The 25,706-nt window shown below is 29.1% G+C and carries 26 protein-coding genes, 1 rRNA gene, 1 riboswitch and 1 other annotated feature; of the genes, 23 read left to right on the top strand and 4 right to left on the bottom strand.

Annotation, left to right across the window (positions count from 1 at the left end; all coding sequences use genetic code 11):
- The first annotated feature begins 42 nt into the window (after window positions 1–42).
- From rrf to EIH23_RS12660, 9 genes are all read left to right on the top strand, one after another.
- Window positions 43–159 (top strand): 5S ribosomal RNA (gene rrf / locus EIH23_RS12700).
- A 100-nt stretch (window positions 160–259) separates the two neighbouring features.
- Window positions 260–466, top strand: a complete 207-nt coding sequence (locus tag EIH23_RS12695) for a DUF378 domain-containing protein (RefSeq protein WP_306666835.1) — start codon at window positions 260–262, stop codon at window positions 464–466.
- A 155-nt stretch (window positions 467–621) separates the two neighbouring features.
- Window positions 622–2,031, top strand: coding sequence for an aminotransferase class I/II-fold pyridoxal phosphate-dependent enzyme (locus EIH23_RS12690; RefSeq protein WP_122640704.1), 1,410 nt, complete (start codon window positions 622–624; stop codon window positions 2,029–2,031).
- A 20-nt stretch (window positions 2,032–2,051) separates the two neighbouring features.
- Window positions 2,052–2,726, top strand: coding sequence for a dTMP kinase (locus EIH23_RS12685; protein WP_122640702.1), 675 nt, complete (start codon window positions 2,052–2,054; stop codon window positions 2,724–2,726).
- Window positions 2,727–2,745: 19 nt separating this feature from the next.
- A complete protein-coding gene (locus tag EIH23_RS12680; protein ID WP_122640700.1) occupies window positions 2,746–3,681 on the top strand; it encodes a DNA polymerase III subunit in 936 nt (311 codons plus the stop codon).
- Window positions 3,678–4,565 (top strand): PSP1 domain-containing protein, encoded by an 888-nt coding sequence (locus EIH23_RS12675; protein ID WP_122640698.1) that lies wholly within the window; start codon window positions 3,678–3,680, stop codon window positions 4,563–4,565. Before EIH23_RS12680 ends, EIH23_RS12675 begins: the two co-directional genes overlap by 4 nt.
- 46 nt (window positions 4,566–4,611) lie before the next feature.
- Entirely contained in the window at window positions 4,612–5,361 is a 750-nt protein-coding gene (locus EIH23_RS12670; protein WP_164489076.1) for a tRNA1(Val) (adenine(37)-N6)-methyltransferase, read from the top strand.
- A gap of 5 nt (window positions 5,362–5,366) precedes the next feature.
- A complete protein-coding gene (gene rsmI / locus EIH23_RS12665) occupies window positions 5,367–6,200 on the top strand; it encodes a 16S rRNA (cytidine(1402)-2'-O)-methyltransferase (protein ID WP_122640697.1) in 834 nt (277 codons plus the stop codon).
- 25 nt (window positions 6,201–6,225) lie between these two features.
- Window positions 6,226–6,924, top strand: coding sequence for an HD domain-containing protein (locus EIH23_RS12660; protein WP_122640695.1), 699 nt, complete (start codon window positions 6,226–6,228; stop codon window positions 6,922–6,924).
- A 58-nt stretch (window positions 6,925–6,982) separates the two neighbouring features.
- On the opposite strand, the gene EIH23_RS12655 is transcribed toward EIH23_RS12660, so the two are convergent.
- Window positions 6,983–7,414 (bottom strand): Lrp/AsnC family transcriptional regulator, encoded by a 432-nt coding sequence (locus tag EIH23_RS12655; protein WP_122640693.1) that lies wholly within the window; start codon window positions 7,412–7,414, stop codon window positions 6,983–6,985.
- A 26-nt stretch (window positions 7,415–7,440) separates the two neighbouring features.
- Window positions 7,441–8,874: a nicotinate phosphoribosyltransferase gene (locus EIH23_RS12650; RefSeq protein WP_122640692.1), complete on the bottom strand. Its 1,434-nt coding sequence runs from the start codon at window positions 8,872–8,874 to the stop codon at window positions 7,441–7,443.
- Between the two features lie 151 nt (window positions 8,875–9,025).
- Here EIH23_RS12650 and EIH23_RS12645 point away from each other — a divergent pair, with 151 nt between their 5' ends.
- The 4 genes from EIH23_RS12645 to EIH23_RS12630 all read left to right on the top strand — a co-directional run bounded on the left by EIH23_RS12645 (window position 9,026) and on the right by EIH23_RS12630 (window position 13,242).
- Window positions 9,026–9,583, top strand: a complete 558-nt coding sequence (locus EIH23_RS12645; protein WP_122640691.1) for a nucleoside recognition domain-containing protein — start codon at window positions 9,026–9,028, stop codon at window positions 9,581–9,583.
- Window positions 9,583–10,107, top strand: coding sequence for a spore maturation protein (locus tag EIH23_RS12640; protein WP_243113407.1), 525 nt, complete (start codon window positions 9,583–9,585; stop codon window positions 10,105–10,107). The genes EIH23_RS12645 and EIH23_RS12640 overlap by 1 nt, the downstream gene beginning before the upstream one ends.
- A gap of 128 nt (window positions 10,108–10,235) precedes the next feature.
- Window positions 10,236–10,449: a binding site (T-box leader), on the top strand.
- 59 nt (window positions 10,450–10,508) lie between these two features.
- On the top strand, window positions 10,509–12,458 hold the full coding sequence (metG, locus tag EIH23_RS12635) for a methionine--tRNA ligase (RefSeq protein WP_122640689.1): 1,950 nt from the start codon (window positions 10,509–10,511) through the stop codon (window positions 12,456–12,458).
- Between the two features lie 13 nt (window positions 12,459–12,471).
- Window positions 12,472–13,242, top strand: coding sequence for a TatD family hydrolase (locus EIH23_RS12630; protein ID WP_122640687.1), 771 nt, complete (start codon window positions 12,472–12,474; stop codon window positions 13,240–13,242).
- Window positions 13,243–13,335: 93 nt separating this feature from the next.
- On the opposite strand, the gene EIH23_RS12625 is transcribed toward EIH23_RS12630, so the two are convergent.
- Entirely contained in the window at window positions 13,336–13,623 is a 288-nt protein-coding gene (locus tag EIH23_RS12625; protein WP_334294992.1) for a VOC family protein, read from the bottom strand.
- Window positions 13,624–13,929: 306 nt separating this feature from the next.
- Between EIH23_RS12625 and rnmV the strand changes: the two genes are divergently transcribed.
- From rnmV to EIH23_RS12595, 6 genes are all read left to right on the top strand, one after another.
- Window positions 13,930–14,472 carry a ribonuclease M5 gene (gene rnmV, locus EIH23_RS12620; protein WP_122640685.1) on the top strand — a complete coding sequence of 181 codons (543 nt, stop codon included), beginning with the start codon at window positions 13,930–13,932 and terminating at the stop codon, window positions 14,470–14,472.
- A 53-nt stretch (window positions 14,473–14,525) separates the two neighbouring features.
- The gene (rsmA, locus tag EIH23_RS12615; protein ID WP_122640684.1) at window positions 14,526–15,395 is read left to right on the top strand and encodes a 16S rRNA (adenine(1518)-N(6)/adenine(1519)-N(6))-dimethyltransferase RsmA; all 870 of its coding nucleotides are present in this window, start codon (window positions 14,526–14,528) and stop codon (window positions 15,393–15,395) included.
- A 68-nt stretch (window positions 15,396–15,463) separates the two neighbouring features.
- A complete protein-coding gene (locus tag EIH23_RS12610; protein WP_122640682.1) occupies window positions 15,464–16,657 on the top strand; it encodes a hypothetical protein in 1,194 nt (397 codons plus the stop codon).
- A gap of 82 nt (window positions 16,658–16,739) precedes the next feature.
- A complete protein-coding gene (locus EIH23_RS12605; RefSeq protein ID WP_122640680.1) occupies window positions 16,740–17,855 on the top strand; it encodes a M20/M25/M40 family metallo-hydrolase in 1,116 nt (371 codons plus the stop codon).
- 170 nt (window positions 17,856–18,025) lie between these two features.
- Window positions 18,026–18,922 carry a cation diffusion facilitator family transporter gene (locus EIH23_RS12600; RefSeq protein WP_122640678.1) on the top strand — a complete coding sequence of 299 codons (897 nt, stop codon included), beginning with the start codon at window positions 18,026–18,028 and terminating at the stop codon, window positions 18,920–18,922.
- 70 nt (window positions 18,923–18,992) lie between these two features.
- The gene (locus EIH23_RS12595; RefSeq protein ID WP_122640677.1) at window positions 18,993–19,793 is read left to right on the top strand and encodes a hypothetical protein; all 801 of its coding nucleotides are present in this window, start codon (window positions 18,993–18,995) and stop codon (window positions 19,791–19,793) included.
- Window positions 19,794–19,856: 63 nt separating this feature from the next.
- On the opposite strand, the gene murC is transcribed toward EIH23_RS12595, so the two are convergent.
- On the bottom strand, window positions 19,857–21,212 hold the full coding sequence (gene murC / locus EIH23_RS12590; RefSeq protein WP_122640675.1) for a UDP-N-acetylmuramate--L-alanine ligase: 1,356 nt from the start codon (window positions 21,210–21,212) through the stop codon (window positions 19,857–19,859).
- Between the two features lie 221 nt (window positions 21,213–21,433).
- Here murC and purR point away from each other — a divergent pair, with 221 nt between their 5' ends.
- The 4 genes from purR (at window position 21,434) to EIH23_RS12570 (ending at window position 25,348) form a co-directional block, all read left to right on the top strand.
- Window positions 21,434–22,315, top strand: a complete 882-nt coding sequence (gene purR, locus EIH23_RS12585) for a pur operon repressor (protein WP_122640673.1) — start codon at window positions 21,434–21,436, stop codon at window positions 22,313–22,315.
- A gap of 135 nt (window positions 22,316–22,450) precedes the next feature.
- Window positions 22,451–22,729, top strand: coding sequence for a septation regulator SpoVG (gene spoVG / locus EIH23_RS12580; protein ID WP_122640671.1), 279 nt, complete (start codon window positions 22,451–22,453; stop codon window positions 22,727–22,729).
- 204 nt (window positions 22,730–22,933) lie between these two features.
- Window positions 22,934–24,307, top strand: coding sequence for a bifunctional UDP-N-acetylglucosamine diphosphorylase/glucosamine-1-phosphate N-acetyltransferase GlmU (glmU, locus tag EIH23_RS12575; RefSeq protein WP_122640669.1), 1,374 nt, complete (start codon window positions 22,934–22,936; stop codon window positions 24,305–24,307).
- 90 nt (window positions 24,308–24,397) lie between these two features.
- On the top strand, window positions 24,398–25,348 hold the full coding sequence (locus EIH23_RS12570) for a ribose-phosphate diphosphokinase (RefSeq protein WP_122640667.1): 951 nt from the start codon (window positions 24,398–24,400) through the stop codon (window positions 25,346–25,348).
- A 153-nt stretch (window positions 25,349–25,501) separates the two neighbouring features.
- Window positions 25,502–25,586, top strand: a riboswitch (cyclic di-GMP riboswitch).
- Window positions 25,587–25,706 lie beyond the last annotated feature (120 nt).

The following is a 25,706-nucleotide window of genomic DNA, read 5'->3' as shown; positions in this document are numbered from 1 at the left end:
AGTATTAACTCTAAAACTTAATATAAGTTAATCGAAAGATTATGTGGTTATTATAGCAAAGAGGATACACCTGTTCCCATTCCGAACACAGAAGTTAAGCTCTTTAGCGCTGATGGTACTCGGAGGGCAACCTCCCGGGAGAGTAAGACGTAGCCACGTAATCTTTTTTATTATATTTAAATAATAAAAATGCTTACTTTTAGAAAACATACAAATACTATTAATAGTTGGATATTAAGATAAATTAATAGGAGTGGTTATGTTGAAAAAACTCGCAATGATTTTAGTTATAATAGGTGCGCTGAACTGGGGTGCAATAGGAGCATTTGGAGTTGATTTATTAGGCAATATATTTGGTGGAACTTATGAAGTTATAAGTAGAATATTATATTTTATAGTAGGTTTAGCTGCTATATATTTAATGATGAATGGAATATTTGAAAATAACAAAATTGATGCTGGATAATAATGTATATAATAGGATAAATAAAAGACCGTAACTATATTGAGTGGCGGTCTTTTATTTTATGTAGAATTATAATAATATATGAAGTATATGTTAATATAGATTTATATAAAATAATAAGTTATTTCAATTAAATAGAGATTAGAGGAGATAGAATGAGTAACTTTATAATAGATGAATTAAGCAAGATTGTATATAATGATTTAGTTTCATTTCATGTACCAGGTCATAAATTAGGTAAGTTATATGATAAATTAAATTATACAGAGATATTAAAAAAATTATACAAAATGGATACAACAGAAATCCCAGGAACAGATAATTTACATTCACCAGAAGATATAATAAAAAAATCACAAGAAAGGGCGTCACAAGCGTTTAAAAGCGATAAAACATATTTCTTGATAAATGGAAGCACATGTGGAATACAAGCCGCCATAATGGCATTATGCCCTCCTAAGAGCAAAATAATTGTTAATAGGGATTGTCATCAGTCAGTAATAAATTCTTGTATATTAGGGGATATAAATCCAGTATATATAAAATCTAGTATTGATAGAGATACAAACATACTTAAAGGTGTAGATATAAATGATGCTATAAAGGTTATAGATAATAATAAAGACGCTAAAGCGCTAATACTCACATACCCAACATATTATGGTATGACATATGATTTAAAAACAATATGTGATTATGCACATAGTTATAATATTGCTGTAATTATTGATGAGGCTCATGGTGCACATTTAGGATTAAGTGATAAATTGCCTAAAACTGCTTTAGAGCAAGGTGCTGATATAGTGATTCAAAGTACACATAAAACTTTACCAGCATTCACACAGTCATCTATGATACATACTAAAGGTCATAGGGTAGATGATAATAAATTAATGTCAATTTTAAAAATAATAGAATCATCAAGCCCATCATATTTACTAATGTCATCTTTAGAATTAGCAGTAGATATATATGATAAATATGGAAAAGACTTGATGTCTAATTTAATTGACAATATTAATAAATTTAAAAATTCATTTAAAGACAGTAAAAGTATAGAGATTTATAATACAAGTGATGTAACTAAAATATTTATATCAACCACAGGTATGGGATTAATAGGTTATGAGCTGGAAACTATACTTAGAGAGGAGTATAATATACAGGTAGAGTTATCTAATTATTATGGATCACTACTAGTATGTACTATAGGAAATGAAGATAAAGATTTCAAATGTTTAGAAACGGCTTTAAACGATATAATTAATAAATACAAAAGTAATAAACAAATTGGTAGAATTGACTATCCTAACGATATACCAGTACAAAAATTAACACCAAGAGAAGCATTCTATAAAGATAAAAAAAGTGTTAAAATATATGAAAGTATAGATAAGGTATGCGGTGAATATATAATACCATATCCTCCAGGAATAAGTTTAACATCACCTGGAGAAGTAATAACAAAAGAAATAATTGACTATATATTGTTCTGTAGTAAAAAAGGAATGAACGTAAGTGGATTAAAAGATTCAACTTTGGGACAAATTCAGATTATAGAGTAATTATCTATGGAGGACAGAGTATGAAAGGTAAATTAATAATCATAGAGAGTGGTTCTGATGCTAGTGGAAAGGCAACTCAAACGAAAAAGTTATTTGATAGATTATCAAGAGAATGTAGTAATGTAAGAAAAGTAGAATATCCTAATTATGATGGTGAATCATCAGCTTTAGTAAAGATGTATTTAAGAGGAGATTTTGGGAAAAATCCTTCAGATGTAGATCCTTATATAGCATCTACATTTTATGCAGCAGATAGATATGCATCATTTAAAACAGAATGGGAAGATTTCTATAATAATGGTGGAATAATTATAGCAGATAGATATACAACATCTAATATGGTACACCAGGCTTCTAAAATGGATGAAGATAGTAGAGATAAATACCTAGATTGGTTGGTTGATTATGAATTTAACATATATAAAATACCAAAACCAGATTGTGTTATATTCTTAGATGTTCCAATAGAGTTTAGTCAAAAACTAATGGAAAATAGAAAAAATAAGATAACAGGTGAAGATAAAAAAGATATACATGAAAGTGATATAGATTATTTAATAAAATGTTATAATAATTCATTATATATAGCAGACAAATATGATTGGAAGAAAATAAATTGTGTTAAAGATGGAGAACTAAGAACAATAGAAGATATACATGAAGAAATATATAATATAGTTAAGGAAAATATATAACCTATTTGGAGAGGTAAATATGTATTTTAAAAATATAATAGGTCAGGAGTTTGCAAAAAAATATATAACAAACTCTATAAAAAATGATAAAGTTAACCATGCATACATGTTTGAAGGTATCGATGGAATAGGTAAGTATTTGTTTGCTAAGGAATTTGGAAATATACTTATTAATGTAGAAAATGCAGAAAATAGTCCTGATTATATAAAAATAGAGCCAACAGGAAATAGTATAAAAATAGCTCAAATAAGAGAGATACAATCAGATATAATTATAAAACCGCATAGCAAATATAAAATGTATATAATTAATCATGCTGAAAAGATGACGATAGAGTCTCAGAATGCATTGTTAAAAACATTAGAAGAACCACCAGAGTATGCTATAATAATTTTGATTACTAATAATAAAGAGTCTTTATTACCAACTATAAAGTCTAGATGTGAGATAATAAAGTTTTTACCAATATCTATTATAGATTTAAAACAATATTTAATGGATAAAGGAATAGAAGAGAATAGAGCGATACTGTTATCTAATTTTTCTAGAGGAAGCATAGAAAAAGCTTTAGAGTTATCAGAGTCAGCTGATTTTTCTATAATGAGAGATGATATACAAAAGTACATACAAGACATACTAGATAAAAATATGGTTGAGATTTTAAATATATCAACTGACATGGACAAATATAAGGATAAAGTTATTGTTGTACTTGATATGATGATTAATTACTTTAGAGATATAATGATGTGTATGGGAAGAGTTGATAAAGATATGATCATCAATGGAGATAGAATTACCTTTATACAAAATATGAGTAAAAGAATTACTTATTCGCAAGTCTCTAAAATTATTGATATAATAGAGGAAACTAAAAGAAAGATGAGAAGCAATTGTAACTTTAGTGTAAGTATACAGGTTATGGCTTTAAACATATATGAGGTGATAAAATGATAAAAATAGTGGGTGTTAGGTTCAAAAATGCAGGTAAAATTTACTATTTTGATCCTGTAGATTTTGAGATAGAGCAAAATACAGATGTAGTAGTAGAAACAGCAAGAGGTTTAGAATATGGTACAGTTATAGTTGGACCAAAAGAAATAGATGAAAGTAAATTAGTATCACCATTAAAACCTATAATAAGAATTGCTACTCCTGAAGATACTAATATATATCAGGAAAATAAAGAAAAAGCTAAAGAAACTTTTGAGTTATGTCAGCAAAAAATAAAAGAGCATGACCTTACTATGTTCTTAATAGATTGCGAATATACTTTCGATAGAAATAAATTAATATTTTATTTTACAGCAGAAGGAAGAATAGATTTTAGAGAACTTGTAAAAGATTTAGCATCAATATTTAAAACAAGAATTGAATTAAGACAAATTGGAGTTAGAGATGAAGCAAAATCAATTGGAGGACTTGGACCATGTGGAAGAAGTTTATGCTGTTCTACATGGCTTGGAGATTTCCAACCTGTTTCTATAAAAATGGCAAAAGATCAAAGTTTATCACTAAATCCTACTAAAATATCTGGTATATGCGGAAGATTATTCTGTTGCTTAAAGTATGAACATGATGTATATGTAGAAGCTATAGAAAAAATGCCTAGCGTAGGAGATTTAGTAAAGGTAAGTGGAAATAAAGGTAAAGTAATAGAAGTAAATCCTTTATTAGAACAAGCTAAGATTGAATTTAATGACAAAACTATAAAAATATGTATGAGAGAAGAGATAAAAGTACTACAAGAAGCTAAGAAGTGTGGGGGATGCTGCAAAAACAGAGATGACCAGATAGATGCAGCAACATTAAGAGAGTTAAAGAAATTAGAAGATTAAAATAAGGGGTAGGATTTTCCTACCCTTTAAAAATAAGGAGATATATATGGACATAAAATTAAAAGACACTGAAAGAATAGATGATTTACAATTAAAAGGATTAAAATTAATACAAGATACAACTGGATTTTGTTTTGGAATAGACGCAGTACTTTTAGCTAATTTTGCAAAGGTAAAAAAAGATGCTAATGTAGCTGATTTAGGAACTGGAACAGGCATAATACCAATACTTATAGCAGGAAAAAGTAAGGCAAAAAAAATAGTAGGTGTTGAAATACAAGAAGAAGTATACGAAATGGCTACTCGTTCTGTAAAATTAAATAACTTAGAAGATAGAGTTCAAATAGTAAATGCAGATATAAAGACTATAGATAAAGAATTAGGAGTTCATGAATTCCATGTGGTTACTTCTAACCCTCCGTATATGCATATGGATGGGATAAAAAATCCTAATGATAAAAAAGCAATATCTAGACATGAAGTAAAATGCAATTTAGAGGACGTTATAAGAGCCGCATCAAGATTAGTAATGCCTAGAGGTAAGTTTTATATGATACATAGACCAACTAGACTAGTAGATATAATAGAACTTGGAAGAAAGTACAGACTAGAGCCGAAGGTAGTACAATTTGTTCATCCAAGAGCAAATAAAGCTCCTAATTTACTTTTAGTTGAATTTATAAAAGATGGAAAGCCAGAACTTAAAATATTAGATCCTTTATATGTTTATGGAGAAGATGGGAAATATACAAAAGAAATAAATGATATATACGCAAATGAAGATATAGGAGAGTAAGATATATGAGTGGTAAATTATATATATGTCCAACACCAATAGGCAATTTAGAGGACATAACTTATAGAACTTTAAGAGTTTTAAATGAAGTAGATTTGATAGCTGCAGAGGATACAAGACATAGTATAAGACTTTTAAATCATTTTGATATTACAAAACCATTAACAAGCTATCATGAACACAATAAAGATTCTAAAGGTGGATATTTAATTAATAAATTACTTGAAGGTGAAAATATAGCACTGATAAGTGATGCAGGAATGCCAGGAATCTCTGATCCAGGAGAAGATATAATAAGGGAAGCTATTGAAAATAATATAGAAATAGAAGTTTTGCCAGGAGCAACAGCATTTGTAACTGCATTAGTGGGTTCTGGATTAAATACTAGAAAGTTTGCTTTTGAAGGATTTTTAGATAGAGATAAAAAAACTAGAAGAGAGCAATTAGAGAATGTAAAAGAGGAAACTAGAACCATGATATTTTACGAATCTCCTCATAGATTAAAAGATACATTAAAAGATATGAGTAAAGTATTAGGTAATAGAAAAATTTCTATTAATAGAGAGCTTACAAAAAAATACCAAGAAATAATAAGAGAAGATATAGACAAAGCAATAGAGATATTTAATGAAAGGGAAGTTAAAGGTGAGTTCGTATTAATAGTAGATGGTTTTAAGGGTGAAAAAACTCAAAAAAATAACTATGATGAGCTAACAGAAAGAGAATATGTCATAGAATTAATTAAAAATGGAATTGACAAAAAAGACGCTATAAAAACAGTATGTAAAGAAAGAAAACTTAAAAAAGATGTAGTATATAAACAAGTTTTAGACTTGTAAATTAGAAACATTCGGGGTGATATATATGGAACTAAAAGAAAGTATATTAAAAAGTTTAAGTCTTAAAAATACTAGTAAAGAATTTAAAATTTTAGACAAAAATAAAGAATTAGAAAAGATAGTTCCTAAAATAAATGAAATGAAAGAAGTAGGAGAATGTAAATATCATGTAGTAAATTGCTTTGATCATTCTATAAATGCATTAAGGGAATTTGAAGATATGATAAATAATGAAAACTTCTTTCCAGAACATTTAAAAGATTTAGTGTGGGACTATTTAAACACTAAAATAGAGTCAAATATTAGTAGATTAGAAATATTAAAATTAGGGATATTTATACATGATATTGGAAAACCCGATGCTAAAACAGTAGACGAAACAGGGAGAGTACACTTTAAAGGCCATGAAAAAATTGGGGGAGATATAGCGATAAAGTTAGGAAAAAGATTATCATTAAGTGAAAAATCAATAGATACATTATTTAACTATGTAAGATATCATATGATATTATTAGTATTTTATAAAAAAAATAATTTAACAAAGGAAAATTTATTTGAAGTATTTGATAAAATAGGAGAAGATATAATTGGGATAATGCTTCTAGGATATGCAGATATAGTATCTACAAGAAAATTATTAAATCCAGATGAAAAGGTTGGAACAATAAAAACTTATATGGAATTTATATTAACTAATTATGAATATCGTTATAAAAGAAAGTAAAAAAAGACTATCATAGAATTAAGTTTATTTGAACTAATTTTATGATAGTCTTTTTATATTATAGTATAGACTTCGATTGTATTGGAGTTGATAATATTACGGAAGTCTTAGTAGAACCTATTGTTTTTATAGTATCAATTACATTCTCTAATTCATACATGTCTTTTACAATAACTTTTAAAAGAGAACAGTCATCACCAGTTATATGATGACACTCAACAATTCTATCATCTTTTCTAGCGACTTCTAAAAATTGCTCATAAGCAATTCCACTTGGAAGAGATATATGTATAAATGCCTTTATAACTCGGCCTAAAGCGTCGGGGTTAACTATTGCTTTATATCCTTCGATTACCCCTGACTCCTCTAGTCTTTTGACTCTTTCAGAAACAGCTGGAGAAGTTAATCCAACTATTTTACCTAGATCTTTCATTGAAATTCTACCGTCATCTTGAAGTATTTCTATAATTCTGTAATCAGTAATATCCATATGTAATCCCCTTTAATTTTATGTTATTATTTTTGAAGTACTTTCTCTTCTAATAAACTAGTTTTTAAGTTCCAAAGACACTCAGATAAGTCTACCTTATATGTTTTTGGACATGTAAGCCTTTTATATGTATCCCATAAAGTATCTAGTTCTGATTCTACATATTTTTGGATTTGTGAAATTGATTTAGGTTTAAATTTGCACTCTCCATTTACAAATAAAGGTTTATGAAGTTCTTTAACTGTATATTCTTTAAATATAGTTTCTTTCCAAGTATATGTAGGATGGAATATTTTTAAAGGTTTAGATGTATCTATTTGTTCTTCGTGAAGCATTATTAAATCTGCTTCAGCTTTATTTTCTTTATTGTATATTCTAACAACTTTTTTATACCCTGGATTGTTTATTTTTTCTGCATCTTCAGATATTTTTATCTTAGGAACCATTTTATCACCATCAAATGAAGCAGCTAATTTATATACCCCACCAAGAGAAGGTGAATCAGCAGAAGTTATTAATTTAGTTCCAACTCCCCAGGAGTTAACTGCACAGTCACCAGATTTTAAGGCTGATATAGTATGTTCATCTAAATCATTAGATGCAGTTATAGTTATATCAGAAAATCCTGCATCATTTAGCATTTTTTTAGCTTCAACAGACAAGTATTCTAAATCACCAGAATCTATACGTATACCAACTGGCTTATGACCATTTTCTCTTAATTTTTTAAATACTTTTATAGCATTTGGAACACCGCTATTTAATACATCATAAGTATCAACTAGAAGTAAACATTTATCTGGATAAACATCAGCATAAGCTTCAAAGGCTTCTAGTTCCGTGTCAAATTTTTGAATCCAGCTATGAGCTTGGGTACCAGCAACTGGTATATTAAACATTTTCCCAGCTAATACATTAGCTGTAGCTTTGCAGCCCCCTATTACTGCAGCTCTTGCACCATAGATACCAGCATCTGGTCCTTGTGCACGACGAAGTCCAAACTCTAATACAGGATCACCTTGTGCAGCATAGCATACCTTAGATGCTTTTGTTGCTATAAGTGATTGGAAGTTTACTATAGTAAGTAGAGCAGTTTCTATAAGTTGAGCTTGATATAGAGGTGCTTTAACTGTTACGATTGGCTCATTTGGGAACATAATAGTCCCTTCTTCAACTGAATAAATATCACCAGTAAATTTAAAATCCCTTAAAAAATCTAAGAATTTATCTGAGAATAAGTTTAAACTTTTTAAGTACTTTAAATCTTCTTCTGAGAAATGGAGATTATTTATATATTCAACTAATTGCTCAATTCCACATACTATTGTGTATCCACCCTTGCATGCATTTTTTCTAAAGAACATATCGAACACAACTATATCTTCATGTATATTTTTTTCAAAATACCCATTTAACATAGTAAGTTGATATAAGTCTGTAAGAAGTGTTAAATTTCTCATTATTTTTCTCCTTATAGTACTAAATATTATAAAAAAACCTATACCTATACTAAAACACAATACAACTCAACTTTCAAGTATAAACTAGTCCCTATTATACATAAAATTATTTATAGAGGGGGGGATTAAAATAGGAAAGATATGGTTCTATATGATTGTAATAGGAATAGTAGGAAGTGTATATTTTCAAAATCTAGGTGAGTTAAATACAGTTCTTTTAAATGAGTCATCTAAGGCAATAGAATTTGCAATAAGTCTTGCAGGGGTTATGGCATTTTGGATGGGGATAATGAACATAGCGAGAGACTCTGGCTTAATAGAAAAGATAGGTGAAAAATTAAGTCCCATAATGAAAAAATTATTTCCTTCTGTGCCAAAAGGACATAAAGCAATGTCTTATATGGTTATGAATATGGCATTAAATATGCTTGGAGCTGGAAATGGAGCAACAGCATTTGGACTCAAAGCAATGAACGAGTTACAAAATTTAAATAGAAACAAAGATACGGCAAGTAATGATATGATTATGTTTTTAGTTATAAATATATCTTCTATTCAAATAATACCTTTTACCATGTTAAAGATAAGAGCAGATGCAGGTTCACAATTTCCTAATGAGATAATAATTTCTACACTATTTGCAACTATGATTTCTACTTTTATTGGAATAATAACATGTAAAGTTTTTCAAGGGAGGAATAAAAGATAATGTTGGACATATTTTCTAACTTGATAATACCTATAATAATATTATATATAGTTATTTATGGTAAAAGACAAAAGATAGATATATATGAAAGTTTTGTAAAGGGTGCAATAGATGGACTAAAAACAGCATGGTCAATACTTCCATATATAATAGGCATATTTTTAGCGATAGGTATATTTAAGGCAGGAAGAGGTATTGAAATGTTAGAGTTTATATTTGAACCAATAGCAAATATTATGAGTATACCAAAGGAATTAATTGGGTTAATAATAATAAAACCTTTATCAGGAAGTGGAGCCCTTGGAATGTACAACGAGCTAATACAAAGGGTAGGTATAGATTCATTAGTAGAGAAGATGGGATCAACTATTGTTGGAGCATCAGAAACAATATTTTATACAATGGCAATATATTATGGAAGCTTAAAAATAAAAAATACAAGACATACACTGCTTTGTTCAATGCTAAGCCATATAGCAGGTGTAATAGCATCTGTATTTATATGTTATTTGATATTCACATAGAAACACTAGTTGACAATAATACATAATTTTAATAGAATAAAAAATAATAATGATTTAAAAATTATTACTTGTAGTACAAGACATGTATAATAGTGTATATAGAAGTTAATAATATAAATATAGTATTTATAAAAGCTATGAAAAGAAGAGTAAATAATGATTTTTTCTACAGAGAGCTAGATTAGGTGAAAGCTAGCGTTAAAGGATTTATTGAAGATGGCCTTGGAGCTTTTTATCTGAACTAAAGTAAGATAAAACGGATGGATGCGTTATAGTCTACTAAGATATCTATTAGTCATAGATAAATTAGGGTGGTACCGCGTATATAATCTCGCCCCTATGTAATAATCATAGGAGGCGAGTTTTTTAATTAAAAACAACTTTAAAAGGAGGCAACACAAATGAGCAAACCAACTTTTTATGTTACAACGCCTATATATTATCCAAGTGGAAATTTACATATAGGACATACTTACACAACTGTAGCAGCAGACGCAATAGCTAGGTTTAAACGTTTTTCAGGATTTGATGTAAAATTTTTAACAGGTACTGATGAGCACGGAGAAAAAATACAAAAAACTGCAAGAGAAAAAGGTATGACAGAAATGGAATACTTAGATGGAATGATAGCAGGAATAAAAGATTTATGGAACACAATGGATATATCTTATGACGATTTTATAAGAACAACTCAAGATAGACATAAAGATATTATACAAAAGATATTCACTAAGTTATATGAGCAAGGTGATATATACAAAGGTGCATATGAAGGTAGATATTGTACTCCATGTGAAAGTTTCTGGACAGAGTCTCAGTTAGTTGATGGAGATAAGTGCCCAGACTGTGGAAGAGAAACATACTTAGCTAAAGAAGAAGCTTACTTCTTCAAATTATCTAAATATGAAGACAGATTAAAAGAATTATTTAAAAATGATAAATTCTGCTTCCCAGCAGCAAGAAAGAATGAAATGGTTGCAAACTTCTTAGAAAAAGGTTTAGAAGATTTATGTGTAACTAGAACTACTTTCGACTGGGGTATAAAAGTTCCATTTGATGAGAAACATGTAATATACGTTTGGGTAGATGCTTTATGCAACTATATAACTGCATTAGGATACATGAGTGAAAATGAAGAAGAATTTAAAAAATATTGGCCAGCAAATGTACAAATAGTAGGTAAAGAGATTGTAAGATTCCACACTATAATATGGCCAGCATTATTAATGGCTTTAGATTTACCAGTTCCAGAGCAAGTTTATGGACATGGATGGATATTATTTGCTAATGATAAAATGAGTAAATCAAAAGGAAATATAGTTTATCCAGAGCCTATGATAGAAAGATATGGAATAGATGCATTAAAATACTTCTTATTAAGAGAATTTGCTTTCGGTCAAGATGGAAGCTATACACATAGAAACTTTGTAACTAGAATAAACTCAGACCTTGCAAATGATTTAGGTAACTTAGTAAGTAGAACAGTAGCTATGGTTGAGAAATATAATGGTGGTATAATACCAATGCCAAAAGTAGCAACTGCATTTGATGAAGAGTTAAAATTACAAGCAAAAGCATCTAGAGAAAACTTTGAAGCTGAAATGGATAAAATGCAATTCCATGAAGCATTAGAAAATGTATGGAAGTTAATAAGAAGAACTAACAAGTACATAGATGAAACTATGCCATGGGCTTTAGCTAAAGATGAAGCTAAAAAAGATGAGTTAGATACAGTTTTATATAATTTATGTGAGTCTATAAGAATAGTATCAACTTTAATAAGACCAATGATGGAAACAACTGCTAACAAAATATATGATCAATTAGGAATAGCAGGACAAGAAGAATTAACAAACTGGGAAAGTACAAATACCTTTGGACTTATAGGAGAAAATACTAAAGTACACAAAGGTGAAAGTTTATTCCCAAGATTAGACATAGAGAAAGAGGTAACAGAATTGGAAGAATTATTCTCAGGAAAAGTAGAAACAGTGGAAGAAGTTAAAGAAGAAACTTTAACTCATAAAGAAGAAATAACAATAGATGACTTAGATAAAGTAGAGTTAAGAGTAGGTAAAATAGTAAGTTGTGAAAAGCATCCAAAAGCTGACAGATTATTAGTATCTCAAGTTAAATTAGGACCAGAAACTAGACAAATAGTATCAGGAATAGCTAAATGGTACAAGCCAGAAGAAATGGTTGGAAAAGAAGTTATAGTTGTATGTAACTTAAAGCCAGTTAAGTTAAGAGGAGTAGAATCTCAAGGAATGATACTAGCTGCTGGAGATGATGGAGATGATTTATTAATACCAACAACTACAGGTGCTAAAGACGGATGCGAAGTTAGATAAGGAGATAATAAATATGTTATTTGATTCGCATGCACATCTAAATGATGAAAGATTTGATGAAGATAGAGAAGCTTTAATAGCTTCTCTTAAAGAAAATAAAGTTGATTTAGTTGTAAACCCAGGAGCAGATATAAAAACATCTATTAGTAGTGTTGAACTTGCTAATAAATATGATTTTATATATGCAGCAGTTGGAGTTCACCCACATGATGTAGGAGAACTTGATGATACTGCAATAGATACTTTAAGAAAGTTAGCTACTGAAAATGAAAAAGTAGTTGCTATAGGAGAAATAGGATTAGATTACTATTATGATAATTCTCCAAGAGAAGTACAAAAAGAGTGGTTTAAAAAGCAAATAGAGCTTGCTAATGAATTAAAATTACCAATAATAATACATGATAGAGATGCACATGGTGATACTTTTGAGATTATAAAAAACACTAAGAGTCCTGAAATAGGGTGTGTACTTCATTGTTATAGTGGTAATGTAGAATTAGCAAGAGAATATGTTAAGATGGGATGTTATATTTCTATACCAGGAACAGTTACTTTCAAAAATAATAAAAAAACTAGAGAAGTTGCAAAAGAAATTCCACTAGAATATTTATTAATAGAAACTGATTCACCATATATGGCACCAGAGCCACATAGAGGTAAAAGAAATGATCCATCATTAGTAGCTTTTGTAGCGGATAAGATAGCTCAAGAAAAAGGAATATCTTATGAAGCTGTTTGTAATGCAACTAAGGAAAATGCTAAGAGATTGTTTAATATAAAATAATTACTTATATAATATTAGAAATAAAAGAGCTACCATGAAAATAAATTAAAGTGACTTGAATTTATTTTATGGTAGCTTTTTATGTACTATTTATTAGAATTTATCTTCACGTAAAAGGTATTCATTATTATCTTGATCTTTGAATGTAAATAATTTAGCATACGGCATAGTAACTATATCTGTTACCTCTACACCTTTAGACTTCATTTCTTTATGCGCATTTTCTAAATCTTCAGTACTTAATATAACAGTTTTATAATCTGTATTAGCCGTTGGATATTGACTCTTCATAAGATTTTTATCATATAGAACTATAGTAACCCATTCACTTTCCTTTGGAGCAACTTCTATCCATCTTAATGCTCCTTCAGTTTCATCTATTTTTGTTACAAAGTTTAACTTTTCAGTCCAGAATTTTTTGCGTCATCTTGATTATTTACATAAATTGTTACTTTTGCTATTTTATTTATCATGCTATGTCTCCTACTTAATTGATTAGTTTATTTACATTTTGACTAATATAATAATATCATATAAACTCATACTAGTGCAAAATCTAAAGATCGAAGTTAAATTATTTTAATAATTTCAAGGTTTTATTTTTCTTGATAAAATATTGTAAAAAACGTAAAATATAAAGATGTAAGCTAAGATACGAGATTAAAATAGATAAAAGGTGAAATTATAATGATAAAAGAAGTAATAGTAGTAGAAGGTAGAGATGATGTTACTGCAGTAAAAAGAGCATTAGATGCAGAACTTATAACTACAGGAGGATTTGGATTTCCTAAAGGTGTTATGGAACGTATAAAAGCTGCTCAAAAAAGACGTGGAGTAATAATATTCACTGATCCAGATTTTGCTGGAGAAAAAATAAGAAAAAAAATAGCAGCAGAAGTACCAGGATGCAAACATGCATTTTTACCAAGGGAAGAAGCTAAAAAAGATGGAGACATAGGAATAGAAAATGCCTCTCCACAAAGTATATTAGTAGCTTTAAATAAAGTTAGAACGGAAAGCGTAGAAAAAAGAACTGAATTTACACAAGTTGATTTAATAAGAAATCAGCTTATTGGAAATGAGGATGCATCTTATAGAAGAGATGAAATAGGGAAAATACTTGGAATTGGATACGGAAATGCAAAGCAATTTTTAAGTAGATTAAATAACTATGGCGTAAGTAGAGAAGAGTTTCTTAAAGCAGTAGACACTATTGATAGTGCTAAGTAATTTTTTAATTATAGTAATAAAATAATATTAAAAGACAATAAAGGAGAAAGAATATGGATAGACTTTCATCTCATAAAGCTACCAAAGAAGTAGTTCAAAAGCATAATTTTAAATTTTCAAAATCATTAGGTCAAAACTTTTTAATAGATGATAATGTTATAGACAGAATATTATCAGGAGCTAGATTATCAGAAGGTGATAAAATAATAGAAGTTGGACCAGGAATAGGTACACTTACACGTGAAATGGGTAAAGTAGCTGATCAAGTTATAGCTATAGAAATAGATAAAACATTAATACCAATACTTGAAGAAACTTTATCAGACTTAGATAATGTAGAAGTAATTAATCAAGATATATTAAAGGTAGGTGTAGAAGAATTAGTAAAAGAAAAACTATCGGGAGGACCAGTTAAATTAGTAGCTAACCTTCCATATTATATAACTACACCGATAGTAATGAAATTCTTAGAAGAAAATATACCAGTAACTGATATAGTTGTTATGGTTCAAAAGGAAGTTGCAGATAGAATGAATGCAGGACCAGGAACAAAAGATTATGGAGCATTATCAGTGGCTGTACAATATTACTGTGATACAGAAATAGTAGCAAAAGCACCTAGACATATGTTTGTTCCTCAACCAAATGTAGATTCTACAGTTATAGGTCTTCATGTTAGAGAAGAAAGAAAGTATCCAGTAGATAGCGAAGAGATATTCTTTAAAACAGTTAAAGCATCCTTTGGGCAAAGAAGAAAAACTCTTCTTAATGCATTAGGGACATTAGGATTTTTAACTAAAGAACAAATAAAGGAAGCATTATTAAATGCAAATATAGATGAAAAAAGAAGAGGAGAAACTCTTACAATAGAAGAGTTTGCAACACTTTCAAATGTTATAAACTCAATGGTACCTTCAAAATAGAAGGTACTTTTTTTTATGCCTTAAACATATACTATCTAGAGAACTTATGTAAAGGGGAGGGGAATGAAGTGTCTTCTAATAAAAAATTTAAAAGGGATTATATAATTCTAGAATCAAAAGACATGAACTTCAGATATAAAGAACGTATTTTGCCAAAGGCTTTTGCAAAGATAGAAATAAATGATGATAAATCAATTGTAGCACTATATGTAGAGAACCTTAAATATATGAAGGACGGATACAGGGTTATAGCTATAAGAAGTGACTACGAAACTATAGACTTAGGTAAAATTACTTTAAGTGAGCAAGGAAAGGGAGAATTTGTATTAAATTTAGATGACCCAACTGCAGAGATTAAAGGAATAGCTTTATTATATGAAAAAACTGTACCACTTATAGGATTTAAGGGAAGTAAGATAGAAAATTATGAAGAAATCTTATTTATGGGAGATGAAGATGAATATCCTAATACAGAAGAAGATGATGTATATGAAGAAGTAGAGTATATAGAAGTAGACGACGATGATGATGAATATGAAGAGTATGAAGAAATTGAGTATATTGAAATAGAAGAAGATGATGAAGATAATACCTATGAAGAAATAGAGGAAATAGAGAATATAAATGGAGTAGAAGAAATAGAAGAAGTAAAGCCAATCCAAGAAACTTATATTAGAAATAGTCAATACGAAGATAATATAAATGATTATAAGACTCTAGAATCTGACAAGAAAGCTAAACCACATAGACGAAGTAGAAATGTTCAAACAGCTACAAAGAAAAATACAGAAATAGATAGAAAACAAACTCAACAAAATACCTATCAAGAACATAATAATAAAGTTCCTGGAACTCTATTAATGCCTAGACAAATCAAAAAAGGTTTAAAATATTTTAGAGAAACAAAGCCATTTGTAAATGATTATATAGAAAATGCAAGATGGTGGAAAATAGATATTACTCCTACAACTCTATGTGGTTACACAATGCCTTATCTAGGATATCTTAATACTTTAAATTATACAATGTATAGTGATTGTACAATGCAAGCATATAAATATAGACATTATTTATTTGGAGTTCAATATGATGAATATAATAAGAGAAAGAATTATATTTATGCAGTGCCAGGAAGAAAAGAAGAACAACCAGACCAAGGACATACAGGTTTTAGTGTTTATCAACCATGTGATGATGAAAATGATAATTTGGGATACTGGCTATGTTATATAGATTCAAGAAGTAGAAGAATTCTAAAATAGTCATTAAATTTAGAATCTATTGATAATAATCTAATAATGCTCTAAAATATAATTTAAGATTATAAATTTTGGAGGAGTAAAGATGACAAATAATAAAAGACTTATAGATGAATTTCTTGAATTAGTGCAAATAGACAGTCCAACTTCTAAAGAAGGTAAAATTGCTAAGGTTTTAGTTAACAAATTAGAAGAAATCGGATTAACTGTAGAAATAGACGATGCAGCTGCAAAAACTGGATCAGAAACTGGAAATGTTATAGCAAGATTAAAAGGAACTAAAGAAGGAAAAAAAATATTATTCAGTTCTCACATGGATACTGTTAGTCCAGGGATAGGGGTAAAACCTATAATAGATGAAGACACAGGAATAATAAAAAGTGATGGAACTACAATATTAGGTTCAGATGATAAGGCAGGGATAGCAGCTATATTAGAAGGATTAAGATATATAAAAGAAAATAACATAGATCATACAGATATAACTGTAGTATTTTCTATATGGGAAGAAGGCGGATTATTTGGAGCTAAATCTTTAGACTACTCTAAATTAGATGTAGACTATGGATTTGTATTAGATAGTGGTGGATCACCAGGAGAAATAATAGTAAAGGCTCCAGGACAAGATAGAATAGAAGTTAAAATAATAGGAAAACCAGCACATGCAGGACTTCAACCTGAAGATGGAATAAGTGCAATGATGGTAGCATCAAAAGCTATAAATAATATGAACTTATTAAGAATAGATGAAGAAACTACTGCAAATATAGGAATAGTTAAGGGTGGAGTAGCTACAAATATAGTTATGCCAGAGATGGAGATAATAGCAGAAGCTAGAAGTTTAGATGAATCAAAATTAGATGTTCAAACTAAGCATATGATAGATACTTTTAAAAATGCAGCTGAAGAATTTGGAGCTAAAATTGAGGTTGATACTAAGAGAATGTACTCTCCACTTAATATAGATGATAATGATGATATAGTTGAATTTACAAAAAGAGCATTTGCTAATATAAATATAGAAGGTAAAACAGCTTCTACAGGTGGTGGAAGTGATACTAATATTTTAAATAAAAATGGTATAAAGGCAGTTAATCTGGGTATAGGAATGAAGAAAGCTCATACACTAGATGAATATATAGCAATAGAAGATTTAATTAACTCTGCAAAAGCAGTTGTTGAGATAATTAAGCAAGCATAACAAAATAAAGTTTATATAATTTTGGGCTATCTCAAAATGAATATTAAAAATTCATCTTGAGATATGCCCATTTTTATATTTTTGGAAATTGATAATTAATCTTGAACGTAAAGAGTATGCAATATCATATAAAAGTTATGATTAAAGAATATTGATTAATGGAGGGATTTATGGAAACTAGATACGAAGAATCAAATAAGATAACTAAACAATCAATTGTTTGGAACATATTTTTAACATTTATAAAAATAATTGCAGGTATATTTGGTAAATCAAGTGCAATGGTAGCTGATGGAGTACACTCAGCATCGGATATAATAAGTTCTGTAGGTGTTTTATTAGGAAACTATATTTCAGCAACTCCTGTAGATAAAGAGCATAATTATGGACATGAAAAAGCAGAAACACTGGTATCATTTTTATTATCAATATTATTAATAGTAGTTTCAATATCAATTGGAATAGAAGCACTTAAATCTATAGGAAAAATAGATGAAATTCAAATTCCAACAGAATTGCCATTAGTGGTATCAATTATATCAATATTAATAAAGGAGTATCAATATAGAATAACTATAAAAATAGCAAATAAAATAAATTCACCAGCTTTAAAGGCAGATGCTTGGCACCATAGATCAGACGCTCTTTCATCAGTAGCTGCATTTATTGGTATAGCTGGATCAATGTTAGGCTTCAAGGTACTGGACCCAATAGCATCATTAGTAGTTGCAGTATTTGTAGCAAAGGTTGGAGTTGAAATTTTAGTTGGATCTGCCAATGAACTGATGGATGTTTCAATAGATATAGAACAAGAAAATCAGATAAAAACAATAGCCAAAAATACAAATGGTGTAATGAACTTAGGAGAAATAAGAAGTAGAAAACATGGGGCTATGGCATATATAGACTTAGTTATTTGTGTAGATGGAAAGATTACAGTAACAGAAGGTCATGATATAGCTAATCAACTAGAAAAAGATATAATAAGGGACATGGAATTTGTAAAAGGAATAACTGTACACGTGGAACCTTGTAATTATTGCCGAGGAAATAACTGTTTTAGATAATTATATATTAAAAAAAATATAAAAAAGGTATATAATAAACCTATAACTAGAAATAGTGGGGGTGAAATACGTGGCTAAGACAGGTAGAAAAAAAAGGAAAATCAAAAAAAGTGCAATTTTACCAATTTGTCTAATTATATTTTTTATAGTTTACTTCTTATCATTCTGGTTGTTTTCTAGAGAGCAAGCAAAGTCTCAAGAGGTAGAAGTAAATACACAAAGTCAACAATCAGATAATAGATCGCTACTAACTCAATTAAGATATAAAAATAAAATTTATCTTTCAGATGGGACGGTAAGTAACATAAGAATCGAAGAAGATTACTGGGATGAACTAGATTATATTCTTTCAGAGTTAAAGGAAGTAAGAACTCCAGAATCATACAATGAAGTTTATAGTGGAAATTCAGATGATGGTATTAAATTTTCAACAGATTTAAACTATTTAAGAATTTATACAGTAAGCCAAGAAGCATATTATAAAATTCCAGTAGACTCAAAGGAAGAATTTGAAAATGTACTTAAGAAAAGTATATATACATCATTTGGATTTGTAAGTCAGTATAAAAACTGGGACAGTGTTAAAATAACATATGGTGATAAAACTAAAAAAATTAATAAGTGGAAATTTGATGACTTATCATATAAAATGGCATCGAAAAGAATCGTAGGGAAAGTTCAGCCACAAAAAAGTAAAGAAAGAAGTGAATACAACTTTACTATTAATATAACAATAGAAGGACAGGAAGTTGTAATAGAAACTATGGGAGACGATTATGTAAAAATAACATCCCATAATTTACAATCATACTATGAAGTACACAATGCCTTATATGAATATATTAAGGAAGATATATTTAAAATAAAGTAGAATAAAAAAATCCATGATTTTAGAAGTATATTTATCTGTATATCATGGATTTTTTGTTTGTATTTATTTTTTTTCAACTAGTAAATCTGCAACTTGATACACAGTACCAGCACCGGCAGTTATTACTAGATCATTATGTTCTAGATTCTCACGAAGGTACTCAACAATATCTTCAAATTTACTTATGTAGATAGCATCTACATTGTTATGATATAGTTTTTCGACTAAATCTTTAGCATGTATATCTCCTGGATCATCTTCTCTTGCTGCATATATGTCAGTTATTATAACTTTATCAGCAGAATAGAAAGCTTCAGCAAAGCTATCTAGAAGAGATTTAGTTCTAGTATAAGTATGTGGTTGGAATACACACCATAAATTAGCTTTATTTAATTTTTTTGCTGCAGATAAAGTAGCTTTTAATTCAGTTGGGTGATGAGCATAGTCATCTATAACTAAAACATCTTTGTAATAACCTTTAGTTTCAAACCTTCTACCAACACCTTTGTAAAGAGTTATATTTTCTCTTATAGTGTCTAAAGATATATCAGAGACGAAAGCAGTCATTATAGCAGCAGTTGCATTATATATATTGTGAAGTCCAGGCACAGATAATTCAAACTTACCTAAATCTTTACCTTTGTATTCTAATTCAAATACTCCATAACCATTATCATTAAAGTTTATATTCTTTATGATTACATCATTAGATGTATTTCTACCATATTTTATAACATTAGCTTTCACTTCATGTAAAATATCATTAGTATTAGAATCATCACCATTGATTATAAAATAACCATCAGGAGGTAAAAGCTTACCAAACTTGTTGAAAGAAGCTTTTATTTCATCCAGCCCAGAGAAGTAATCAAGATGATCTTCTTCTATATTTAAAACTATAGAAATTTTAGGGTTAAAGTTAAGGAAGCTATCAACGTACTCACAAGCTTCTGTTATAAAGTGATCTGAAGCACCAATCTTAACGTTACCACCTATTATGTTTAGGTTACCACCAACTAATATTGTTGGATCTAAATTAGCATACTCAAATATAGTAGAAAGCATAGATGTAGTAGAAGTCTTACCATGAGTTCCAGAAACCGCTATAGGGTTTTTGTATTCTCTCATTACTTGTCCTAAGAAAGCTGCTCTATCCATAGTAAGTATATTTTTTTCTTTAGCAGCTATTAATTCTGGATTTTCAGGGTGTATAGCTGCTGTATAAACCACCATATCTATGTTGTTAGATATATTTTCTCTACATTGGCCAACATGTATATTAGCCCCTTGACCTCTTAGTTTATCTAAAAGATAAGATTCATTCATGTCCGACCCAGATACCGTATATCCTTTGTTAAGGCATATTTCTGCTAATGCACTCATACTTATGCCACCAATTCCAATGAAATGTATATTCATAACAAAACCACCTTCCTTTAAAAATTAAGTTCTACAATATGAACTATTTATGTGGTATAATAATACAATGTTCAATATTTTATTAATAATGTACATATACTATATTTATAATAATATATTAAAAAATGTTATAAAACATAACAACTATTATACCATACTAAGAAATGTTATGCATTATTTAGTTTATATATAAATTACAAACACTAGAGGAGGTAACCCGAGTGAAATTCAAGAGAACGGAAAGAATTGGGGCTATAGTTAAAATACTATCTGATAACCCAAATAAAATATATACATTAAGTTATTTTACAGAAAAATTTAACGCTGCAAAGTCTACAATAAGTGAAGACTTATTAGTTGTAAAGAATGTTTTTGAAAAGCTAGAATTAGGTAGAGTTATAACTATTTCAGGAGCTGCTGGAGGAGTTAAGTACATACCAAAAACTTCAAAATCAGAAAATGAAGAATTTTTAATGGATTTATGTAAAAAAATAAGTGATCCATCAAGATTACTTTCTGGAGGTTTCTTATATTTAATAGATTTAATATATGACCCAACAATAGCATCCAAAATAGGTAAAATATTTGCATCGAATATAGACTACTCAGAAGCTGACTATGTAGTAACTATGGAAACTAAGGGAATACCTATGGCACTTATGACAGCTAAAGCTATGAATTTACCATTAGTTATAATAAGAAAGGACATAAAAGTATCAGAAGGTCCAACACTAAGTATGACATATGTAAGTGGTAAATCTAAAGTTGAAAGTATGAGTTTACCAAGAAAAGCACTAAAGCCAAATAGTAAGGTTATTTTAATTGATGACTTTATGAGAGGTGGAGGTACTATAAAAGGTATGATGAACCTTATGAATGAATTTGGGGCAGAAGTAATAGGTTCAGGAGTATTTATATCAACTACTACACCAGAAGATAAGATGGTAGGGGATTACATATCTTTAATCCAATTAGATGTAGATGGAGATAAAATAACTGTAGAACCAAATTTAAAAACTTTCAAAGATGAATATAGAAATATAGATATAGAAGAATTAGAGGGTAACATCGAAGAAGGCGAAAGCTTTTTAGATGAAGAATAATAAATATTTAAGATTTTGCAGAAATATTTAAAAAAATAAAGAAGGAAATTTTTACATAATATAGAATTACTAGTAAGAAAGATAATTTATAAATGTAAAATAATTTTGTCAAAATTAAAAGGGGGATATTGAGGTATGAACATTACTGACGTAAGAGTAAGAAAAATAACTGATGAGGGGAAAATGAAGTGTATAGTTTCTATAACTTTCGATAATTTATTTGTTGTTCATGATATAAAAGTTATCGAAGGTCACAACGGGTTATTCATAGCAATGCCAAGTAGAAAAGTTGGAGAAGGAAACTTTAGAGATATAGCTCATCCAATAAATGCTGAAATGAGACAAGTTTTAGAAGAAGCAGTACTTAAAGCTTACCATGAAGCAGTTGCTCAATTAGAAGTAGCAGCAGAATAATAAACAAATAACTTAATGTATTATTAAAATAGTATGAAAGAGCCGAACAATTCGGTTCTTTTTTATTGGAAAAAACACTTAAATGCTATACTTTTAACATAAAAAGTGGTATATTAATTAGAGAAAAAGTGAAATTGTATACAAAACAAGAACATAAGATATAAAGATAGATAGATTAATTTTAATATAAAAGGAGCCGAGCTTATGAATTTTAAAGCTATAATTCTTGCTGCAGGAAAAGGGACTAGAATGAAGTCTAAATATCCTAAGGTAATACATAAAGTATGTGGAAAAGAAATGGTAAACCACGTTATAAATGTTTCTAAAAAATCAGGAGTAAATGACATAGTTGCTATCTTAGGTCACGAAAGTGAAGTTGTAAAAGAAAGATTACCAAAAGATACTATGATAGCAATGCAAACAGAGCAACTAGGTACTGGACATGCTGTTAAGATGGCTAAAGAATATATAAAAGATGAAGATACTATAGTAGTTTTATGTGGAGATACTCCACTAATAAAGGAAGATACATTAAATAGATTATTCTCATATCACTTAGAAAATGGATATCATGCAACAGTTTTAACAACTAAGGTAGACAATCCAACTGGGTATGGAAGAATAATAAGAGATAGCAATGAAGATTTATTAAAAATAGTAGAACAAAAAGATGCTAATGAAGATGAAAAAGCAGTTAATGAAATAAATTCAGGAATCTACTGCTTCAATGGAAAATCTTTAAGAGAAGCTTTAGATTTAATAGATAATAATAATGCTCAAGGCGAATACTACTTAACAGATACAATATATATAATGAGAGATAAAGGTCAAAAAGTAGGAGCTTACAATGGTTCTACAATAGAAGAACTTATGGGAGTAAACTCTAGAGTTGAATTATCAAAAGCAGAAGCAATAATGAGAAAAAGAATAAATGAAGCTCATATGGTTAATGGTGTAACTATAATAGATACTAACTCTACATACATAGAGTCTGATGTAGAAATAGGAAATGACACTATTATTTATCCAGGGGTAATGTTAAAAGGAAACACTAAAATAGGATGCAACTGTACAATAGAGATGAATTCATCTATAGAAAATTCAACAATTGGAGATAATACAGAAGTAAAAAACTCAACAATAGTTGATAGTATAGTTGGAGAAAATACAACAGTTGGACCATATGCTTATCTTAGACCAAAGAGTAATATAGGGAACCATGTAAAAATAGGTGATTTCGTAGAAGTGAAAAATGCTACTATAGAAGATCACTCAAAGGCTTCACATTTATCTTACATAGGAGATGCACATGTAGGTAAAAATGTAAATATAGGATGTGGAGTAGTATTTGTTAACTATGATGGGAAAAATAAATTTAAATCTGTAGTAAAAGATGGAGCATTTGTTGGTTCAAATTCAAACTTAGTAGCTCCAGTAACAGTTGAAGAAGATGGTTACATAGCTACAGGTTCAACAATAACTAATGATGTGCCAAATGGAGCTTTAGCAATTGCAAGAGAAAGACAAGTTGTTAAAGAAGGTTGGGTAGAAAAGAAAAGAGCTAGAGACAACAAATAAGTTTGATTATTATTTTTAGTTTAGTCTAAAAATTTTAAATATAAATACACAATATATATCAATAGTTTAAATTTTTCGGGAGGATAGGCAATGAATACTAGCGGAAGTGAAATTAAAATAATTTCAGGAAACTCGTCTAAAGAGTTAGCACAAAAGATAGCTGATTATATAGGAGTACCTGTATCAGACTGTCAAGTAGGAACATTCAGTGATGGAGAAATATCTGTAAACATGAATGAGACGGTGAGAGGATGCGATGTTTTCGTAGTTCAATCAACTAACAGTCCAGTTAATGACAACTTAATGGAATTATTAATAATGATAGATGCGCTTAGAAGAGCATCAGCAGGTAGAATAACAGCAGTAATCCCTTACTACGGATATGCAAGACAAGATAGAAAAGCGAAATCTAGAGATCCAATCACAGCTAAGTTAGTTGCGAACTTAATAACAGCTGCAGGTGCAGATAGAGTATTAACAATGGATTTACATGCAGCACAGATACAAGGATACTTTGATATACCACTAGATCACTTATTAGGTGGAAGCATATTAGCTAACTACTTTAATGAGAAGAAAATAGAAGATTTAGTAGTAGTTTCACCTGATTTAGGAAGTGTTACAAGATCTAGAAAATTTGCAACAACATTAGACGGAGATGTTCCATTAGCTATAATCGATAAGAGAAGACCAAAGGCTAATGTCTGTGAAGTTATGAATATAATAGGAGATATTAAAGGAAAGAATGTTATCCTGTTAGATGATATGATAGATACAGCTGGAACAATAACTAATGCAGCTAATGCTCTTAAAGAATTTGGAGCGAAAGATATATATGCTTGTTGTACTCACGGAGTATTATCAGGACCGGCTATAGAAAGAATAGAAAATTCTGCTATAAGTGAGTTAATAGTATTAGATACTATACAACTTCCTGAAGAAAAGAAAATAGATAAGATAAAAGAACTTACTGTAGCTCCTTTATTTGGAGATGCTATAAAGAAGATATTCTCTAACGAATCTATAAGTGTTTTATTTTAATTAAATTAAAAAAGGCTTGTATCCAAAGTTATTTTGGAGCGAGTCTTTTTTTATATAAATTATTATTTAGAATTTAGTAATATTTATACTAAAGTATAAATATGTATTGTTAAAAAGTGGAAAATGGTATATATTTTTTATAGAAAGAAGTTAATAAAAAGTAGAAATCAAAGAAGTATATCTTATATATGGGCACTTTAGGTATACTGAGATAGTAGTGCAACCGGCTATATTATAACAAATTTTGTTTTGATTATAATATGGCCTTTTTTATTACATAAATAGATAGACATAGGGAAAAAATGGTATAATGTATCATGCAAAAGAATAATTTTAATGGTACGAAAGTAGTATATAA

The sequence above is a fragment of the Romboutsia sp. Marseille-P6047 genome, assembly GCF_900604535.1.
In the GTDB taxonomy this organism is placed as follows: domain Bacteria; phylum Bacillota; class Clostridia; order Peptostreptococcales; family Peptostreptococcaceae; genus Romboutsia_E.
The sequence above is the reverse complement of the archived record's forward strand: the minus strand, read 5'-3'. Positions and strand labels throughout refer to the sequence as shown.

What these genes read in the sequence shown, in the direction of transcription:
- rsmI (WP_122640697.1), top strand. Translation starts at nt 5,367, where the DNA reads ATGAGTGGTAAATTATATATATGTCCAACACCAATAGGCAATTTAGAG.
- EIH23_RS12695 (WP_306666835.1), top strand. Translation starts at nt 260, where the DNA reads ATGTTGAAAAAACTCGCAATGATTTTAGTTATAATAGGTGCGCTGAAC.
- EIH23_RS12685 (WP_122640702.1), top strand. Translation starts at nt 2,052, where the DNA reads ATGAAAGGTAAATTAATAATCATAGAGAGTGGTTCTGATGCTAGTGGA.
- EIH23_RS12650 (WP_122640692.1), bottom strand. Translation starts at nt 8,874, where the DNA reads ATGAGAAATTTAACACTTCTTACAGACTTATATCAACTTACTATGTTA.
- EIH23_RS12630 (WP_122640687.1), top strand. Translation starts at nt 12,472, where the DNA reads ATGTTATTTGATTCGCATGCACATCTAAATGATGAAAGATTTGATGAA.
- rnmV (WP_122640685.1), top strand. Translation starts at nt 13,930, where the DNA reads ATGATAAAAGAAGTAATAGTAGTAGAAGGTAGAGATGATGTTACTGCA.
- EIH23_RS12605 (WP_122640680.1), top strand. Translation starts at nt 16,740, where the DNA reads ATGACAAATAATAAAAGACTTATAGATGAATTTCTTGAATTAGTGCAA.
- EIH23_RS12570 (WP_122640667.1), top strand. Translation starts at nt 24,398, where the DNA reads ATGAATACTAGCGGAAGTGAAATTAAAATAATTTCAGGAAACTCGTCT.
- rsmA (WP_122640684.1), top strand. Translation starts at nt 14,526, where the DNA reads ATGGATAGACTTTCATCTCATAAAGCTACCAAAGAAGTAGTTCAAAAG.
- spoVG (WP_122640671.1), top strand. Translation starts at nt 22,451, where the DNA reads ATGAACATTACTGACGTAAGAGTAAGAAAAATAACTGATGAGGGGAAA.
- EIH23_RS12670 (WP_164489076.1), top strand. Translation starts at nt 4,612, where the DNA reads ATGGACATAAAATTAAAAGACACTGAAAGAATAGATGATTTACAATTA.
- EIH23_RS12660 (WP_122640695.1), top strand. Translation starts at nt 6,226, where the DNA reads ATGGAACTAAAAGAAAGTATATTAAAAAGTTTAAGTCTTAAAAATACT.
- murC (WP_122640675.1), bottom strand. Translation starts at nt 21,212, where the DNA reads ATGAATATACATTTCATTGGAATTGGTGGCATAAGTATGAGTGCATTA.
- EIH23_RS12680 (WP_122640700.1), top strand. Translation starts at nt 2,746, where the DNA reads ATGTATTTTAAAAATATAATAGGTCAGGAGTTTGCAAAAAAATATATA.
- EIH23_RS12645 (WP_122640691.1), top strand. Translation starts at nt 9,026, where the DNA reads ATGATTGTAATAGGAATAGTAGGAAGTGTATATTTTCAAAATCTAGGT.
- EIH23_RS12640 (WP_243113407.1), top strand. Translation starts at nt 9,583, where the DNA reads ATGTTGGACATATTTTCTAACTTGATAATACCTATAATAATATTATAT.
- metG (WP_122640689.1), top strand. Translation starts at nt 10,509, where the DNA reads ATGAGCAAACCAACTTTTTATGTTACAACGCCTATATATTATCCAAGT.
- EIH23_RS12600 (WP_122640678.1), top strand. Translation starts at nt 18,026, where the DNA reads ATGGAAACTAGATACGAAGAATCAAATAAGATAACTAAACAATCAATT.
- EIH23_RS12690 (WP_122640704.1), top strand. Translation starts at nt 622, where the DNA reads ATGAGTAACTTTATAATAGATGAATTAAGCAAGATTGTATATAATGAT.
- EIH23_RS12675 (WP_122640698.1), top strand. Translation starts at nt 3,678, where the DNA reads ATGATAAAAATAGTGGGTGTTAGGTTCAAAAATGCAGGTAAAATTTAC.
- glmU (WP_122640669.1), top strand. Translation starts at nt 22,934, where the DNA reads ATGAATTTTAAAGCTATAATTCTTGCTGCAGGAAAAGGGACTAGAATG.
- EIH23_RS12655 (WP_122640693.1), bottom strand. Translation starts at nt 7,414, where the DNA reads ATGGATATTACTGATTACAGAATTATAGAAATACTTCAAGATGACGGT.